The sequence below is a fragment of the Variovorax paradoxus genome, assembly GCA_016806145.1.
GTDB lineage: Bacteria > Pseudomonadota > Gammaproteobacteria > Burkholderiales > Burkholderiaceae_C > Variovorax.
This window is the reverse complement of record CP063167.1, coordinates 1,506,507-1,522,053: the sequence shown is the minus strand read 5'-3', so window position 1 is coordinate 1,522,053 and position 15,547 is coordinate 1,506,507. Positions and strand designations below refer to the sequence as shown.

16 protein-coding genes are annotated in these 15,547 nt (G+C 68.1%); 9 read left to right on the top strand and 7 right to left on the bottom strand.

Features of this window, described 5'->3' with window-relative positions:
• The first annotated feature begins 27 nt into the window (after positions 1-27).
• The 6 genes from INQ48_38180 (at position 28) to INQ48_38155 (ending at position 6,541) form a co-directional block, all read left to right on the top strand.
• The gene (locus INQ48_38180) at positions 28-885 is read left to right on the top strand and encodes a tripartite tricarboxylate transporter substrate binding protein (GenBank protein ID QRF63146.1); all 858 of its coding nucleotides are present in this window, start codon (positions 28-30) and stop codon (positions 883-885) included.
• A 1-nt stretch (position 886) separates the two neighbouring features.
• Positions 887-1,711 (top strand): cyclase family protein, encoded by an 825-nt coding sequence (locus INQ48_38175; GenBank protein ID QRF61228.1) that lies wholly within the window; start codon positions 887-889, stop codon positions 1,709-1,711.
• A complete protein-coding gene (gene fahA, locus INQ48_38170; GenBank protein ID QRF61227.1) occupies positions 1,704-3,035 on the top strand; it encodes a fumarylacetoacetase in 1,332 nt (443 codons plus the stop codon). The genes INQ48_38175 and fahA overlap by 8 nt, the downstream gene beginning before the upstream one ends.
• 9 nt (positions 3,036-3,044) lie before the next feature.
• Entirely contained in the window at positions 3,045-4,706 is a 1,662-nt protein-coding gene (locus INQ48_38165; protein ID QRF61226.1) for an acyl-CoA synthetase, read from the top strand.
• Between the two features lie 64 nt (positions 4,707-4,770).
• Positions 4,771-5,871: a tetratricopeptide repeat protein gene (locus INQ48_38160; protein QRF61225.1), complete on the top strand. Its 1,101-nt coding sequence runs from the start codon at positions 4,771-4,773 to the stop codon at positions 5,869-5,871.
• A gap of 175 nt (positions 5,872-6,046) precedes the next feature.
• Complete coding sequence (locus tag INQ48_38155; protein ID QRF61224.1) at positions 6,047-6,541, top strand: protein tyrosine phosphatase; 495 nt, start codon at positions 6,047-6,049, stop codon at positions 6,539-6,541.
• Between the two features lie 10 nt (positions 6,542-6,551).
• Here the strand turns inward: INQ48_38155 and INQ48_38150 are convergent, their stop codons facing one another.
• The 7 genes from INQ48_38150 to INQ48_38120 all read right to left on the bottom strand — a co-directional run bounded on the left by INQ48_38150 (position 6,552) and on the right by INQ48_38120 (position 12,828).
• Positions 6,552-7,649: an ABC transporter substrate-binding protein gene (locus INQ48_38150; GenBank protein QRF61223.1), complete on the bottom strand. Its 1,098-nt coding sequence runs from the start codon at positions 7,647-7,649 to the stop codon at positions 6,552-6,554.
• Positions 7,650-7,717: 68 nt separating this feature from the next.
• Complete coding sequence (locus INQ48_38145; GenBank protein ID QRF61222.1) at positions 7,718-8,584, bottom strand: ABC transporter permease; 867 nt, start codon at positions 8,582-8,584, stop codon at positions 7,718-7,720.
• Positions 8,585-8,600: 16 nt separating this feature from the next.
• Positions 8,601-9,428: an ABC transporter ATP-binding protein gene (locus INQ48_38140; protein QRF61221.1), complete on the bottom strand. Its 828-nt coding sequence runs from the start codon at positions 9,426-9,428 to the stop codon at positions 8,601-8,603.
• Positions 9,425-10,216: an alpha/beta hydrolase gene (locus INQ48_38135; GenBank protein ID QRF61220.1), complete on the bottom strand. Its 792-nt coding sequence runs from the start codon at positions 10,214-10,216 to the stop codon at positions 9,425-9,427. The genes INQ48_38140 and INQ48_38135 overlap by 4 nt, the downstream gene beginning before the upstream one ends.
• Positions 10,213-10,629 (bottom strand): hypothetical protein, encoded by a 417-nt coding sequence (locus INQ48_38130; GenBank protein QRF61219.1) that lies wholly within the window; start codon positions 10,627-10,629, stop codon positions 10,213-10,215. The genes INQ48_38135 and INQ48_38130 overlap by 4 nt, the downstream gene beginning before the upstream one ends.
• Positions 10,630-10,633: 4 nt before the next feature.
• The gene (locus INQ48_38125) at positions 10,634-12,235 is read right to left on the bottom strand and encodes an FAD-dependent monooxygenase (GenBank protein QRF61218.1); all 1,602 of its coding nucleotides are present in this window, start codon (positions 12,233-12,235) and stop codon (positions 10,634-10,636) included.
• A 2-nt stretch (positions 12,236-12,237) separates the two neighbouring features.
• The gene (locus INQ48_38120; GenBank protein ID QRF61217.1) at positions 12,238-12,828 is read right to left on the bottom strand and encodes a GAF domain-containing protein; all 591 of its coding nucleotides are present in this window, start codon (positions 12,826-12,828) and stop codon (positions 12,238-12,240) included.
• 69 nt (positions 12,829-12,897) lie between these two features.
• Here INQ48_38120 and INQ48_38115 point away from each other — a divergent pair, with 69 nt between their 5' ends.
• From INQ48_38115 to INQ48_38105, 3 genes are all read left to right on the top strand, one after another.
• The gene (locus INQ48_38115) at positions 12,898-13,875 is read left to right on the top strand and encodes a LysR family transcriptional regulator (protein QRF61216.1); all 978 of its coding nucleotides are present in this window, start codon (positions 12,898-12,900) and stop codon (positions 13,873-13,875) included.
• Positions 13,876-13,984: 109 nt separating this feature from the next.
• Positions 13,985-14,461: an RNA polymerase sigma factor gene (locus INQ48_38110; GenBank protein ID QRF61215.1), complete on the top strand. Its 477-nt coding sequence runs from the start codon at positions 13,985-13,987 to the stop codon at positions 14,459-14,461.
• Positions 14,462-14,463: 2 nt separating this feature from the next.
• The gene (locus tag INQ48_38105; GenBank protein ID QRF61214.1) at positions 14,464-15,498 is read left to right on the top strand and encodes a FecR domain-containing protein; all 1,035 of its coding nucleotides are present in this window, start codon (positions 14,464-14,466) and stop codon (positions 15,496-15,498) included.
• Positions 15,499-15,547: the final 49 nt, after the last annotated feature.

Genomic DNA, 15,547 nt, shown 5'->3' with positions numbered 1-15,547 from the left:
CCATCGCGCACCATCCGGTTCGTGAACATGGGGCCGCCCGGCACCGCGCCCGATACCTACAACCGGATCTACGCGGAGAGGCTGTCCAGGGCATTGAACGTCCCGGTGATCATCGAGAACCGGCCGGGCGTGGCGGGAAACATCGCATCGGATTACGTGGCCAAGGCTCCCGCGGACGGCTACACGCTGCTGTACACCGTGTCGAGCTCTTTCACGGTCAATCCCTGGCTCTACTCCAAGCTGAAGTTCGACCCCGAGAAAGAGCTGCGACCCGTTTCGCCGCTGCTGTCGCAGGGCGCCTTCCTGGTCGCCAACAACGACATGCCCTTCAAGACGGTGAAGGAGCTTGTCGACTACGCCACCGCGCACCCCGACAAGCTGGCCTACGGCACCAACGGCGTCGGAAGCTTCCTCCACCTGATCATGGAGCTGTTCAACCAGAGCGCCAAGGTGCAGATGCTGCACGTGCCGTACAAAGGCCCTCCACTGATAGACGTCGTGTCGGGACAGATTCCGCTGTGCGTCGAGCCCGCTGCTTCGGCCATTCCCATGATCAACGCGGGGAAGGTGCGCGCGATTGCCTACAGCGGCAGTCATCGCCACGCTCAGCTTCCCCATGTACCGACGATCTCCGAAACATACCCGGCCGTTGCCGTTGTCGGCTGGCATGGCATTTGGGCGCCGACAGGGGTGCCTAGCGATGTGGTCCAGAAACTCAATGCGGCGCTCACGCGCATCACCCAGACACCCGATGTGCAAAAGCAGATCGCCGAGACGGGCAGCGAGCCCATGAGTGCAAGCATCGATGCCATGTCGACCCTGCTGAGCCAGGAGAAGCGGACCTGGGGCGACCTGGTCAAGGCCCGAAAAATCACCATCGATTGACATGCCGCGCAGCTTTGTTGACCTGTCCATCTATCTGGAAAACGACGTCCTGAGCGACCCTCCCGCGTTCGCGCCGCACATCGACTACGTGACGCACGAGGACTCTCCGGAGCAGATTGCCGCCTTCTTCCCCGGGCTTCGCAAAGGCGATCTGCCGGATGGCGAAGGCTGGGCGGCGGAAACCGTGCGGCTGTCGACGCACAACGGCACGCATCTCGATGCGCCGTATCACTTCCACAGCACGATGAACAAGGCGCTGGGCAACGCACAGCGCTCGACCACCATCGACGAAGTTCCGCTCGCGTGGTGCTTCCAGCCCGGCGTCAAGCTGGACTTTCGGCACCTTCCCGATGGCCACGTCGTCACCGCGAGGGAAGTCGAAGAAGAACTCGGGCGCATCGATCACACGCTCCAGCCACTGGAGATCGTGGTGGTCAACACGCGCGCCGGCAGCAGGTATGGCCAGCCGGACTACGTCTCGTCCGGCTGTGGCATGGGCTATGAAGCAACGATGTACTTGCTGGAGCGCGGCGTGCGGCTGACCGGCACGGACGCCTGGAGCTGGGACGCACCCTTCGTGCACACGGCAAAGAGATACGAGGCCACGCGCGATGCATCGCTGATCTGGGAAGGTCACAAAGCGGGACGAGACATCGGCTATTGCCATCTCGAAAAACTGCACAACCTCGAGGTGCTGCCCGCGAACGGATTCTTCATCAGCTGCTTTCCACACAAGATACGCGGCGCTTCTGCCGGATGGACGCGAGCCGTCGCCATCTTCGACGATGCCTTGCAGCCCGACAACCGATCGCTTCCACATGCTTAACTTCACCCATGACCCGGCCGCTCGAAGCTGGGTCGACTCGGCACAGGCGCCCGGCTGTGACTTCACACTGCAGAATCTGCCGTTCGGCATCTTCGTGCGCGAAGGGAGCGACAAAGCCCCCCGCGGCGGGATTGCCATCGGTGACCAGGTTCTGGACCTCGCTCACTTGGCCGTCAGCGGTCTGCTGATGGAGCCGGCAAGGGCAGCCTGCTGCGTCGCCGCAGACTCGACACTCAACGCCTTCATGGCAATGGGTCGCGAGCGTTGGCAACCGTTGAGGCATGCTCTGTTCAAGCTGCTGTCGTCGGAAATGGATGCAACGACGCAGCAAAAAGTGCGCGCATGCATGCTGCCGATGAGCGACGCCACCATGAAGATGCCGGTAGAGGTGCGCAACTACACGGACTTCTACACTTCCCTGCACCACGCGATCAATGTGGGTCGCGTGATGCGCCCCGAGAATCCGCTGACTCCCAATTTTCAGTGGCTGCCGATTGCCTATCACGGCCGAGCATCGAGCGTGGTGCTCAGCGGCACGGGATTCCGCCGGCCCAACGGCCAATCGAGACCGACCGACAACCGCGCTCCTGCGTTCGGTCCCTGTCGACGACTCGATTTCGAGCTTGAAATGGGTTTCTTCGTCGGACAGGAAACCACGCTCGGCGAGCCCTTGTCGCTCTCGCAAGCGCGCGATCGCATCTTCGGCATGTGCTTGCTGAACGACTGGTCGGCGCGCGACCACCAGTTCTGGGAAATGGATCCGCTCGGACCATTCCTGGGCAAGAACTTCTGCACCAGCATTTCGCCCTGGATCGTTTCCATGGAGGCGCTGGAGCCGTATCGCGTCGCCTTTGATCGCCCTGCAACCGAGCCGCAGCCTTTGCCCTATCTCGACGATGCCACAGAGCGCGCCAGCGGAAGCTTCGACGTGCATCTCGAGGTGTCGGTGCAGTCGCGGCTGCATCGCGCACAGCATCTTGCTGGCGACCGCATCACGGCCACGAGCTTTCGCCACCAGTATTGGACCATCGCGCAAATGCTCGTTCAGCACACCATTGGCGGCTGCAACCTGCGCAGCGGCGACCTCATGGGCACCGGCACGATCTCCGGTCCCGCGCCAGACGAAGCTGGCGCGCTGGTCGAACTGAGCAGGGGTGGCACGCGGCCGGTGTTGCTTCCCGGGACCGGAGAAACGCGGCATTTCCTCGAAGATGGCGACAGCGTCACGATCAAGGGCTGGTGCGAAAAACCAGGCGCCGCACGCATCGGCTTCGGCGAATGTCGTGGCGAAGTGTTGCCGGCACTCGAACTTGCAAGCGCGTGAGAGCAGCCCATGAAATCCATCTTCGACACCGACCTCCCGCGAACCCCCGCCAATCACACGCCACTGACCCCGATCGCATTTCTCGAACGTTCGGCGCAGGTATATCCGCACCATCCAGCCGTCGTCCACGGCGCGATGCGGCAAACATGGGCCCAGACCTACGAACGATGCAGGCGCCTTGCCAGCGCACTGCGAGCACGGGGGATCGGGCGCAACGACACGGTGGCGGTCATGCTGCCGAACACGCCCGCGATGGTCGAGGCGCACTTCTTCGTGCCGATGGCCGGTGCCGTGCTCAACACGCTGAACACACGACTCGACGCGGCGACCATTGCCTTCATGCTCGATCACGGCGAAGCGAAGGTCGTCATCGTCGATCCGGAATTCGCCGCGGTGATCGACGACGCTGTCCGACTTCGCAAGAGCCGGGAACCGCTGCTCGTGATCGACGCGGAGGATTCGCTTTTCGCTGGCGCCGGACAACGCATCGGCGATCTGAGCTACGAAGACTTGTTGTCCGAAGGCGACCCCTCTTACGCCTGGCAGCCGCCGGAAGACGAATGGGACGCCATCGCGCTCAACTACACGAGCGGAACCACGGGCAATCCCAAAGGCGTGGTGTATCACCACCGTGGCGCCGCCGTGAACGCGATCTCCAACATTCTCGAATGGGACATGCCCAAGCACCCGGTCTATCTGTGGACGCTGCCCATGTTCCATTGCAACGGATGGTGCTTTCCCTGGACGCTGGCAGCGCGCGCGGGCGTGAACGTTTGCATGCGCCGAGTCGATGCCCGAGCCATCGTCGAGTCCATCGCGCGCCACGGCGTCACTCACTACTGCGGCGCTCCGGTGGTTCACAACCTGTTGATGAACGCCCCCCAGGAACTCAAGAACGATCTGCCGCGCGGCGTCAAGGCCATGGTGGCTGGTGCGTCGCCCCCGGCTTCGATGATCGAGGGCATGGAGCGCCTCGGTTTCGATCTGACTCATGTCTACGGGTTGACCGAGGTGTACGGTCCCGCGACCGTATGCGCGAAGCACGAAAGCTGGGACGAGACGGACATTGCCGAACGCGCTCGGCTGAACGGTAGACAAGGCGTCCGCTATCACTTGCAGCAGGCTGCAACGGTCATCGACCCTCTCACCATGAGCCCCGTTCCGACGGATGGCCACACCATCGGTGAAGTCATGTTTCGCGGCAACATCGCAATGAAAGGCTACCTCAAGAACGCAGCGGCCACGCAGGAAGCATTTGCCGGCGGTTGGTTCCACACCGGAGACCTCGCCGTTCAGTATCCCGATGGATACATCCGGATCAAGGACAGGAGCAAGGACGTCATCATTTCCGGGGGAGAAAACATCTCGTCCATCGAGGTGGAAGACGTTCTCTATCAGCATGCCGACGTGTTGGCGGCAGCAGTCGTTGCGATGCCCGACAGGAAGTGGGGGGAGACGCCATGCGCCTTCGTCGAGCTCAAGGCCGGTGCTCGGACGACGCCCTCCGACATCGTGGAGCACTGCCGCAGGCATCTGGCAGCTTTCAAGGTGCCGCGCACCGTGATCTTCGGCGAACTGCCCAAGACGTCCACGGGCAAGATTCAAAAATTCGATCTCCGCACCCGGGCGGGATCGGTCAGCGCGATCACGGCTTCGGAGACGGAAGATTGAACCTCAGTGACTCGGGCGCCCCGGAATCCGCTTGCGCCTCGGAAAGTCTCCCGAGAAATTCAGCATGACGACACCTCTTCCATTGCACGCGCTAGAACCGTCGCTGTTCGGGCGCGCCCGATCCCTGCTCGACGAGGACTGGCTCGCGAAGGACGCCGATCTGGCGCCCGTGCTTCCCGTGGTGCTGGCGCGTGGTGTCGGGCATGACTGGCACAAGGCCGGCACCTTCCGCCATCACCTGGTGGGCGTTGCACGTTCGCTCGCGCAATGGCAGCAGCCGCGCGACGTGCGCCTGCTGGGGCTCCTGCACAGCGTATACGGCAATGCGTTCGTGGACCTGGTCAAGTTCGACGCCGGCCACGAGCGCGGTCGGCTGCGCGATCTGGTCGGTGACACGGCCGAGCAGCTGGTCTACCTGTTCTGCACCGTCAACCGCGCGCAGTTCACCCAGCGCTTGCTGGCCGGCGAGGTCGAGGCGGACGGCAGCGTCTCGGTCGAGCGCATCGGCCAGGCGCAAGGCACCGTGCGCCTCGGCGCGTACGAAGTGGCGGCCTTCCTCGTCGTCAGCATGGCCGACTTCATGGAGCAATGGTTCAGCTGGCAGGACGACATCTTCTCGGGCTTTCCGCAGGTGGCGCACCGGCCGCAGTCCGTGCACTGGATGGCATCGCTGTGGCCCGGCCCCATGCGGCCGAGCGCGCGCATGGTTCATCGGATCTCCCGGCTGGGCGAGGCACTGCGACATCCCGCGCTGAGCGCCCTGTTGCCGCTGCCGCCAATGTTCGCCGGTTGCACGCGAGCGTTGACCGCCGCCGACGAAGCCGCGGCCACATCGCTGTACTGGTCAGTGATCCAGCAGGACCAGCCGCTGGTGCAAGCCGACGCCGCCATCGCCGTGCTGGAGCAGGCGGTGCGCCACAACCCATGGGTGGGCGAACCGCAGATGGTGCTGGCCCAGCTGTATCTGTCGGCCGGCAGGCGCGATGAGGCGCGCGCGGCCGCCGAAAGCGCGCTGCAACTCTTCAGCCAGTGGGGCAATGCCTGGGACAAGCGCGTGCAATGGGAAGCCTGGGTGGCGTGGACGCGCATCCTGCTGCAGTCGGCGAACGAGGGCACCTTGCCGGAGCGCCTGGACAAACTGAACAATCTGGCGCTGCGGGGTTAGTGGGCATGGCGAGGCCGGTGCGCGGGATCCGTCCACCCGCGCAGCTGCATCGCTGGGTCGATGCCTCGGCCACTACGGCGCTCGTGTTGCAACACAAGCCCACCGATCTGTCGCGCGGTCCGTCGACCGAGCTCGCCGCAGCACGCCCGCCAAGCCCGCGCTACATTCCGCAGTCATGCACAGAAAAATCAACGTGCTCTTCGTCTCCCGACGAAACACGCTGCGCAGCATCATGGCGCAGGCCTGTCTCACCCACATCGCCGAGAAACGCTTTCACGCCCGCTCCTGCGGCCTGCCGCTGCGCGTCGGCACGGCGGTGGATCCCGCGGCCGTGTCCGCGCTGCGCACCGCGGGTATTCCCTTACCCGACATCAAGCCGCGCGGCTGGAACGAGTTCGTGCCCGCGCGCGGCTTCGAGGCCGAGTTCGTGATCGCGCTCGATGCCGACATCGATCGCCTGCAGCCGGCCTGGCCCGGCCAGCCGCACACCGCGCTGTGGGCCTATCCCGACACGGCCGTCATCGACGATCCCGAAGAAGCGGCGCACAAGGCGCTGCAGATCCTCTATTCGCTGCGGCGGCGCCTCGAGCTGCTGGCCAGCCTGCCGCTGTACGGCTCCGACCGCGAGTCGGTGCGCGCCGACATCCGCGACCTCGGCTACGTGGCTTGAGCCGGGTCGGCTACAACCTGAACGACTTCGCCATCTCCACCACCGCCTGCCTGTCGAAGGCGTTGACCTCGTCGATCAGCTCGTTGGTGAACAGCCGGTTCGGATCGCCGAGTTCGTCGGCCAGCTTCGGGTTCCTGCTGCCGTCCACGGCCATCTCGATGTTGGACTTCCACTCGGCCAGCGACGAGGCGCCGATGCGCTGATCGGGATCGTCGGGCCGGCGCATCCAGCTGTTGCGGCGGTCCTTGAGGATGAAGGCCAGCTCCTTGCGTGCCTCGTCCTCGCTGCGGCCCTTGGGCCGGCTCTCGGGATACACGGCCCAGTGCAGGTCGATGCCGGCCTCGAGGTTGTGGTGTGCGAACAGGGTGGACTTGGCCATGCCGCGGAACAGGCCCACCAGGGCCTTGCGCTCCTTCTTCAGCAGCTCGCGCGGCACGCACAGCCAGCCCGAGCCGAACTGCGCGAACTTCGGTGTGAGCGGCACATAGCGCAGCTTGGTGCCGACGAGTTCGACGCGCGCGGCCGCGGTGTCGAAGGCCACCATCGCGTCGACGCGGTCGTTGTCGATCGCCGCGCCGGCCGGCGCGCCGTCGCCGATGGCGATGTATTCGCATCGGTCGTCCTTCAGGCCCAGTTCGGCCAGCATGGTGCGGGTGACGACGATGCCGGTGTCGCCCTGGCTGCGCACGCCGATGCGCTTGCCCGCGAGATCGGCCACCGAGCGGATCGGGCTGCCGGGCTTGACGACGACGACATTGGCATTGCGCGGCAGCCACTTGTAGACGCTCACGAGGTCGAGCCCCGGGTCCTTGGCCATCGCGGGCAGCAGGATGCCGGGCACGGCCGGCCCGTAGTCGACGTGGCCGGCGCGCAGGCTCTGCAGCGCCTGCGTCATGCTCGACATGTTGACGTACTCGACGTCCACGCCCTCGGGCTTGTAGAAGTTCAGGCGCGGATGCTGGCCCGCGGTCACGAAGCACTGCTGCGGGTCGTTGACGCCGGCGGTGTTCGCCACCTTCATCACGCGCAGCTTCTGCGCCAGGGCCGGCAGGCTGCCCGTCAATCCCAGGGCGCCGAGGCCCTGGCTGAAATCGCGTCGTGTCCACATGGTTCGCTCCTCACCGGCGTCGCGCCGGACGTTGCTAGATGGAAAGAGAAAAAAGGGGAAGGAAGGGATCAGACGTTGACCGTGCGCTGCGAGGCATCGGCCGGCATCCAGTGCAGCACGCGCTGCTGCACGCGGCGCAGTGCACTGGTCAGCGCGATGCCGATCACAGAGAGCACCACGCAGACGGCGAAGCTGCCGCCGCTGTCGGCCTGGGCTTCCATCTGCAGGATCAGCACGCCGAGCCCGGCCTGGGCACCGACGAACTCGCCCACCACGGCGCCGACCACGCTGAAGGCCGCGGCCATGTTGAGGCCCGCGAAGATGTAGGGCAGCGCGCTCGGGAACTTGGCCTTGCGGAAGATCTGCCACGGCGTGGCCGACAGCGAACGCAGCAGGTCGATGCGGTCCGGGTCCACGGCCTTGAAGCCAGCGATGCTGGTCACCAGCACCGGGAAGAAGGTCAAGAGGCAGATGATCATCACCTTGGAGCTGATGCCGAAGCCCAGCCAGACCACGATGATCGGCGCCACCGCCACCTTGGGCACGCTCTGCAGCGCGGCCACGTAGGGCTCGAGCAGGCGCTCGAGCCGCGGCATCTGCGAGACCACGATGCCGATCGCGAGACCGATGCCGCCGCCGACGAAGAAGCCCAGCAGGATCTCGGCCAGCGTGATGCCGCCGTGGTACCAGAAGCCGTCCTTCGCAAACGGCCCGGTGGCGAGGCCGCGCCACAGCGCGATCGCGATGTCGCTGACCGGCGGCACCAGGTGCCTGGGCACCTTGAACAGCCGCACGGCGCCTTCCCACGAACCGAGCAGCGTGATCAGCAGCAGGATCGACTGCACGCGCGGCGAGGCCAGCGGGTTGGTGCGGCGCGGGCGCGGTGGCTTCGCCTTTAGCGGTGCGGCCTCGGAACTCAACAGGGCGGTGGTCATGGCGTCGGCCTTTCTCTCAATCGAAGGAAGCGGCATGCGAGAAGCGCTCGCGGATCGAGGCGGCCGCGGCCGCGAAGGCCGGATGCGACATCGCCTCCATGCCGCGCGGGCGCGGCAGGTCGATGGGCAGCACGCGCTCGAGCATGCCGGGGCGCGGCGACATCACGAACACGCGGTCGCCGAGGAACACGGCCTCGGGAATGGAGTGCGTGATCAGCACCACGGTCTTGCCGCTCTCCATCCAGATGCGCTGCAGCTCGAGGTTCATGCGCTCGCGCGTCATCGCGTCGAGCGCGCCGAAGGGCTCGTCCATCAGCAGGATCTTGGGGTCGTGCAGTAGCGCCCGCGCGATCGAGGCACGCTGCTGCATGCCGCCGCTGAGCTGGCGCGGCAGCTTGTGCTCGAAGCCCTCGAGCCGCACCATCGCGAGCAGCTGCATCGCGCGCTCGCGCGCCTTCGCCTTGTCGAGGCCCAGCACCTCGGCCGGCAGCATCACGTTCTCGAGGATGCTGCGCCAGGGCAGCAGGATCGAGCTCTGGAACACCACGCCCACGTCGCGCCGCGTGCCGCGGATCGGCTGGCCGTCGAGCAGCACGGTGCCGACCTCGTAGTCGAGCAGGCCGGCCAGGATGCGCAGCAGCGTGCTCTTGCCGCAGCCGCTCGGGCCGACGATGGTGACGAAGGAGCCCTGGCGGATGCCGAAGTCGATCTGCTTCAGTGCGAGCACGCCCTCGCTGCCGCCGCCGAAGGTCTTCGACAGGCCCTCGACGCGGATGTAGTCCTCCTTGCCGGCGGGTACGACGGGTGCGGCGGAGGCAATCTCGGGTTCCAGGACGGCATTCATGCGTGGACTCCTTCGGGGTTCAGAAAACGGACCATGTGGCGCGCGAGCACCTCGGGCGCCTGCATCGCGGTCACGTGGCCGATGGCGGGCAGCAGCACGGCATCGGCGCCGCGGATGCGGCCGGCCATCGCGAGCGTCACGGTCGGAGGCACCACGCGGTCGAGCTCGCCGGCGAGCACCAGGGTCGGCGCGACGATGTCGGCCACGCCCTGCGGCAAGGTGGTGGCGACGGTCGCCATGCGCCGCGCCGAGCGCGCGGTCTCGGGCCGCGCGGCGGCGAACACGCACCGCAGCTCGGGGCGCTGCGCGAGAAAGGCCTCGGGAAAGAACCAGGTCGCGAGTTCCTCTGCCGTGCCCGGCAGGCCGCGGCGCAGCTCGGCCAGGCGGTGCGCATCGGGGCACAGCTCTTCATAGGGGCGCGGTAGCGGCCAGGTGCTGCCGAGCACGAGCCGGTCGACCGCGCGCGGATGCAGCAGCGCGAGCGCCTGCGCAACGCGGCCGCCGAAAGAGGAGCCGAACACATGCGCGCGCTTGAGGCCCAGCGCCTTCACGAGCTGCTGCGCGTCGTTTGCGAGGTCCGCCAACGTGGCCGCGCGCTCGGGCGCTTCCGTGTCGCCGCAGTCGCGCTGGTCGTAGGCGATCACGGTGAACTGCTTCGCCAGATGCGGCACCAGCGCGGCGAACGTCTGGCGCGAGGCTTCCGCGCCATGCATCAGCAGCAGCGCCGGGCCCTGGCCCGCGCGGTCGAAGGCGATGCGGACCTCGCCGGCCTGCACGAACTCGGTCATGCCGCTTCCTCCCACGGTTCTTCCTCGCGGTCCAGCCAGAAGGTCATCTCGATCTTCAGTCCGCGCGGGTCGTGCAGAAAGAGCTGGTGGATGTCCCAGCCCGGGATCGGCGCCTCGGCGAAGGGCACGTCGAGCGCGCGCAGGTGGACGCGCATCTCGCGCAGCCCGTGGGCGCGGAACGAGATGTGGTCGACGTGGCCCGTGGGCGGGTGCGGCGGCGCATCGGCCGTCGCGAGGTGGGCGAACAGGTGCACGATGGGCTGGCCCTCGGCATAGAGCCAGGCGCCGGGCGCGGGAATCTCGGGCCGCGCGCCGGCTTCCAGGCGCAACACGCGCGTGTAGAAGTCCAGCAGCGGCGGCAGCTCCGCTGGCGTGCAGCGGATCGTGAAGTGGTGCAGCGCGGTGACGGGCATGGCGTCAGTCCAGCAGCTTCGACAGCACGGCCGACAGCTCGGCGGCCGGGTCCGTCGGCGTCCACGGCATGCGGAAGGCGACGTGGCCGTCGGGCCGCACCAGCACCGCGCCGTGCTGGCCCAGCAGCAGGCCGTCCTTCTCGTGCGCGTCCTCGAGCTGGCGCGCTTGCACCACGCGGCCGTTGCGGCCCGACACCTGCCGCGCCGCCTCCATCCAGGCATCGGCGCGCGGGCCGGCCACGAGCACGAACTCGCGGTCGAACCAGTCGAGCGTGGTGTGGCGCCGCGCGAGGTCCAGCCACAGATGCGGAAAGCGCATGCCGGGCTTGTCGGCCGGCTCGTACCAGCGCGCGCGCATCACGTGGCGGCCGGTGCCGTCGGGGATCACGGCGCCGTCCTCGTAGCAGAAGCCCAGCGACTGGCCGATGCTGTGGATGTGGTTGTCGCTGTCGCGGATCCAGAACTCGATGCGCTCGCGGTTGCCCGAGCGCAGCGCCTCGTCGCAGTGGTTGAAGCGCATCGCGTTGTGCAGGCTGAAGTCGGCGTTCGATTCGGCGATCGGCCGGCGCTCGCTCTCGTAGCTGTCGAGCAGCCGTGCGCTGGCACGCCCGCTGAGCACGAAGGCCAGCTTCCAGGCCAGGTTGTGCGCGTCCTGGATACCGGAGTTCATGCCGTAGCCGCCATTGGGCGGAAAGCGGTGCGCCGAATCGCCGACCAGCAGCACGCGGCCGCGCCGGAAGTTCGCGGCCACCTGGCGGCTCATGCGCCACACCGAGCGGTTGATGACCTTCACCTCGAGGTTGGGCACGCCCGAGACGGTGCGAGCGAGCTGCACCACCTCGGCGTCGCTGCGCGCGCCGGTGCGCTCGTCGGTCTCGCGGCCCACCGGCAGCAGGTTGAGCCAGCGGTCCTTTCCGTTGGTGTTGAGCACGGTGGTGATCGGGTACGGCGACTCCTTGGCGTAGACGCGCCAGCCGGCGCAGGTGGCCGAATCGCGCACCTGCGAGAGGTCGGCCTGCCAGAACTCGTTGGCCATCACGGCCAGCGTGGCCGGCCCGCGCATCTCGATGTCGGCCTGGCGCCGCACCGAGCTCGCGGCGCCGTCGGCCGCGATCAGGTATTGCGCCTGCCAGGTCAGCGTCTCGCCGGTGTCGAGCCGGCGGCCGGTCACGGCGATGCCGTCGGCGCTCTCGGCGTAGTGCAGGAACTCGTGGCCGAACAGGAAGCGGCCGACCTCGCTCTTCTTGGCATGGGCCAGCAGCTCCTGCTCCACCGTGTCCTGCGACTGGATGATCTTCCAGCACGGCGAATGGCCCAGGTTCGGCTCAGGGTTGGTGCGACCCCATTCGTGGCCGGTCATCGATTCGCAGAAGGCGAAGAAGTCGGCGCCGTCGGGCAGCGCATGGCGCTTCATCAGGCCGTCGATGCCCCACTGGCGAAAGATCTCCATCGTGCGCGTGTAGGTGCCGCGCGCCTTCGGATGGTCGGTGGTGGTCGGGCTGCGCTCGAGCAGCACGAAGTCGACGCCGAAGCGCTGCAGCAGGATCGCCATCGAGAGGCCCACGGGCCCGCCACCAACGATCACGACGAGGTTCTTGGATTGCATGGTCAGGCCTTCACTTCAGGAGAGAGAGCGGGGAAGTCGATCGGCACCGCGTCGGCGGCGAAGCGGTAGGCGAGGCCGGGCGCGACCGGCACCCAGCGCGCGGCGGCCAGCGCCAGCATGCGGATGCCGAGCACCTCCTCGGGCTGCCAGCGCTCGCGGATGCCGAACACGTTGAAGGTGGCGAAACACAGCGCGCCCCGCAGCAGCGGCACGTTGACCACGCTGCACAGGCCCGCGGGCCGCATCTGCTCGAAGTCGTCGAAGTGGCGCGCCAGCACCTGGGCGCCCTCGCCCACGAACACGCGGCCCTGGCGGAACAGGCGGTCGGTCCAGCTCGTGTGCGTCTTGCGCTTGGCGCCATTGACCGGGTAGCGGTGCGCCTCCGACGAATAGAAGCGGCGCAGCCGGATCTCGCCGGCCGGATCGTCTTTGGTCGTCACGTTCTGCTGGATGCTGAAGATGCTGCCGGGCACGAGCTCGCGCCGGCAGCGATCGATCCGCCGCAGCGCCTCGTCGGCGTCGCGCGCTGCGTCGAGCGCGTCGAGGAGATCGGCCAAGGTGGCCATGAGCGTCGTGGCGGTGGCTGTGGGCATGGAGAAAAGTCTAGGCCTCGCGATTCACCAAAGTGGACTAAATTCTGATCGGGCGATAACCTGACGGTTATGGCCTCTCCGACCGCCCGCGACCCCGCCGCCGACCTGCAGCACGCGCTGCTCTCGCGCCTCAAGCTGCGCCAGCTCTCGCTGCTGCAGGCCATCGACCGGCACCGCACGCTGGGCCGCGTGGCGGCCGAGATGCGGCTGAGCCAGCCCGCGATCACCAAGGCGCTGCGCGAGACCGAGGACATCTTCGGCAACCGCCTGTTCGAGCGCAGCAGCCGCGGCCTGGTGCCCACCGCGGCCGGCGAGGCGGTGCTGCATTACGCGCGGCGCTGGCTCGCCGAGCTCGAGGCCACCACGCGCGTGCTGACCTCGCTCGAGGCGGGCCGCGGCGGCCGCCTGCGCCTGGGGCTCACGCAGCAGGTGCCGCAGCAATTGCTGTCGGCCGCGCTCGCGCATCTGCTCGACCGCACGCCGCGCATGGCGGTGATGACGCGCGAGGGCACCACCGACGAACTGGTGGCCGGCCTGCTCGCGCGCGAGCTCGACTGCGCGATCGGCCGCTCGTACGACGGCGACGCCACCGGCCTGGTGCAGGAGGCGATCCACCAACAGGAGCCCTGCCTGGTGGTGTCGGCCAAGAGCGCGAAGCGGCTCTCGCGCGGGCCGCTCGACTGGGCCCGGCTCGCGCAGCTCGACTGGATCCTGCCGCCGCCGAACACGCCGATGCGCCGCACCTACAACGCGATCTTCGTCGGCGCCGGCGTGCAGCCGCCGGTGCCGATGCTCGAGACCACCGCCATCCGCAGCATGGAAACCGTGCTGCGCACCGAGCCCAACGCCATCGCCATCCTCGCGCGCGACGTGGTGGCCGAGATGGAACAGGCCGGCCACTGGGCCGCGCTTCCCTATCGCCTGAGCTGGAACCTGCCGCCGGTGAGCTTCTTCACGCTGAAGGAACTGGAGGGGCAGCCGATGGTGCAGTCGCTGCGCGCGGTGGTGGTGGAGACGGCGCGCAAGATGCAGCGCAAGGCGGGCTGACACGGCCGCTCCCTATAATTTCCGCTCCCTCTCCCGCGCCACGGATCAGCCGCCGCCACATCTCAGCCAAGACGGGAGTTCCCTGTTTCCACACCGGCTGAGGTGTACCGTGCTCGAGCGCTACCACAGAGAATTGCTGCGCTATTTCACCCGCAAGGCCGGCGATGGCGACACCGCCGCCGACCTCGTGCAGGAAGCCTATGCGCGCGTGCTCGGCCACCAGGACGCGGGCGGCCTGGTGCTCGAACCGCGCGCGCTGCTCTACCAGACCGGCCGCAACCTGCTCGCCACCCAGGCCACGCGGCGCGCCGCCGAGCTGCGCATGCTCGACACGCTGGCGCTGGTCGCGCCCGACAGCGCGCCCTCGGTGGAACGCCACGTGGCGGCCCGGCAGCAACTGCAGCGGCTGGTCGCGCTGCTCGAGGCCATGCCGCGCAAGCGCCGCCATGCCTTCCTGCTCGTGCGCATCCACGGCCTCAGCTATGCGCAGACCGCGGCCCACATGGAGATCAGCGAGAAGGCGGTCGAGCACCACATGACGCGCGCCCTGCTCGACTGCGCGGGCTACGGCGGGGGAACCGACTGACCATGGCCGCGCGCGCACAACCCCTGCTCGGCGCCGACGAACGGCGCGCGCCGCGCGCGCTGGTCGAGCATGCGCTGACGCTGATCGGCCGCATCCACCGCGGCAGCCCCGAGGCCGCCGACGCCGCGCAGGCCGAGCTGGGCCGCTGGCGCGCGCTGTCGCCCGCCAACGCCGATGCCGCGGCGACCGCGCACCGGATCTGGAACGCGGTCGACGACGGCGCGCTGCGCGGCCAGTTGCCGATGCCGCCGAGCGCCGCGCAGGAACGGCGCGCGCGGCGCCGCACGATCGGCCTGCTGGGCGTGACCGGCCTGGCCGCGCTGACCGGTGCCGGCGGACGCTGGTACTGGCAGCAGCCGGTCTACGAGGCGATGCCGAGCACCGGCCAGGCGCAGACCCTGGCCCATGCGCTGCCCGACGGCAGCACGCTCGACCTGGCAGCCAACACGGCGCTGCATGTTCTGCTCTACCGCGACCGCCGCACGGTGCACCTGGCGCGCGGCGAGGCGCGCTTTGCGGTCGCGCGCGATGCCGAGCGCCCCTTCACCGTGACGACCGACTGGGGCCGCGTGCGCGTGCTCGGCACGGTGTTCACGGTGTCGGTGCGCGAGGGCCGCATGCGCCTCGCTGTGGCCGAGGGCCGGGTCGCGGTCTGGGCCGCAGGGCAGGACGAGGCGGCCGCCCCCAGCACCGTGCTGCAGGCCGGCGAGGCCATCGAGGCCGATGCGCGCGGGCTGGGCCCGCGCAGCAGCGTCGACGTCGGCGAGGTGGCCGACTGGCAACAGGGCTGGCTGGTGTTCCGCAACACGCGCCTGCCCGAGGCCGTGGCGCGCTGGAACGACTACCTGCGCCAGCCGCTGCAGCTGGCCGACGACCCCGCGCTGCGCGAGCTGCGCGTGACCGGCAGCTACCGGCTGCGCGATCCGCAGGCCTTCGTGGGCGCGCTGCCGGTGATGCTGCCGGTGCGCACGCAGCGCCTGGCCGACGGCGGCACGCGAATCGTCGGCCATGCCGCCGGCACGGCGCGGCGGCCCTGAAAAAAGTTTTGATTATTTTTGGGGGGTACGCGGCGTCTCGCTGGTCTTC

What these genes read in the sequence shown, in the direction of transcription:
- INQ48_38180 (QRF63146.1), top strand. Translation starts at nt 28, where the DNA reads ATGGGGCCGCCCGGCACCGCGCCCGATACCTACAACCGGATCTACGCG.
- INQ48_38175 (QRF61228.1), top strand. Translation starts at nt 887, where the DNA reads ATGCCGCGCAGCTTTGTTGACCTGTCCATCTATCTGGAAAACGACGTC.
- fahA (QRF61227.1), top strand. Translation starts at nt 1,704, where the DNA reads ATGCTTAACTTCACCCATGACCCGGCCGCTCGAAGCTGGGTCGACTCG.
- INQ48_38165 (QRF61226.1), top strand. Translation starts at nt 3,045, where the DNA reads ATGAAATCCATCTTCGACACCGACCTCCCGCGAACCCCCGCCAATCAC.
- INQ48_38160 (QRF61225.1), top strand. Translation starts at nt 4,771, where the DNA reads ATGACGACACCTCTTCCATTGCACGCGCTAGAACCGTCGCTGTTCGGG.
- INQ48_38155 (QRF61224.1), top strand. Translation starts at nt 6,047, where the DNA reads ATGCACAGAAAAATCAACGTGCTCTTCGTCTCCCGACGAAACACGCTG.
- INQ48_38150 (QRF61223.1), bottom strand. Translation starts at nt 7,649, where the DNA reads ATGTGGACACGACGCGATTTCAGCCAGGGCCTCGGCGCCCTGGGATTG.
- INQ48_38145 (QRF61222.1), bottom strand. Translation starts at nt 8,584, where the DNA reads ATGACCACCGCCCTGTTGAGTTCCGAGGCCGCACCGCTAAAGGCGAAG.
- INQ48_38140 (QRF61221.1), bottom strand. Translation starts at nt 9,428, where the DNA reads ATGAATGCCGTCCTGGAACCCGAGATTGCCTCCGCCGCACCCGTCGTA.
- INQ48_38135 (QRF61220.1), bottom strand. Translation starts at nt 10,216, where the DNA reads ATGACCGAGTTCGTGCAGGCCGGCGAGGTCCGCATCGCCTTCGACCGC.
- INQ48_38130 (QRF61219.1), bottom strand. Translation starts at nt 10,629, where the DNA reads ATGCCCGTCACCGCGCTGCACCACTTCACGATCCGCTGCACGCCAGCG.
- INQ48_38125 (QRF61218.1), bottom strand. Translation starts at nt 12,235, where the DNA reads ATGCAATCCAAGAACCTCGTCGTGATCGTTGGTGGCGGGCCCGTGGGC.
- INQ48_38120 (QRF61217.1), bottom strand. Translation starts at nt 12,828, where the DNA reads ATGCCCACAGCCACCGCCACGACGCTCATGGCCACCTTGGCCGATCTC.
- INQ48_38115 (QRF61216.1), top strand. Translation starts at nt 12,898, where the DNA reads ATGGCCTCTCCGACCGCCCGCGACCCCGCCGCCGACCTGCAGCACGCG.
- INQ48_38105 (QRF61214.1), top strand. Translation starts at nt 14,464, where the DNA reads ATGGCCGCGCGCGCACAACCCCTGCTCGGCGCCGACGAACGGCGCGCG.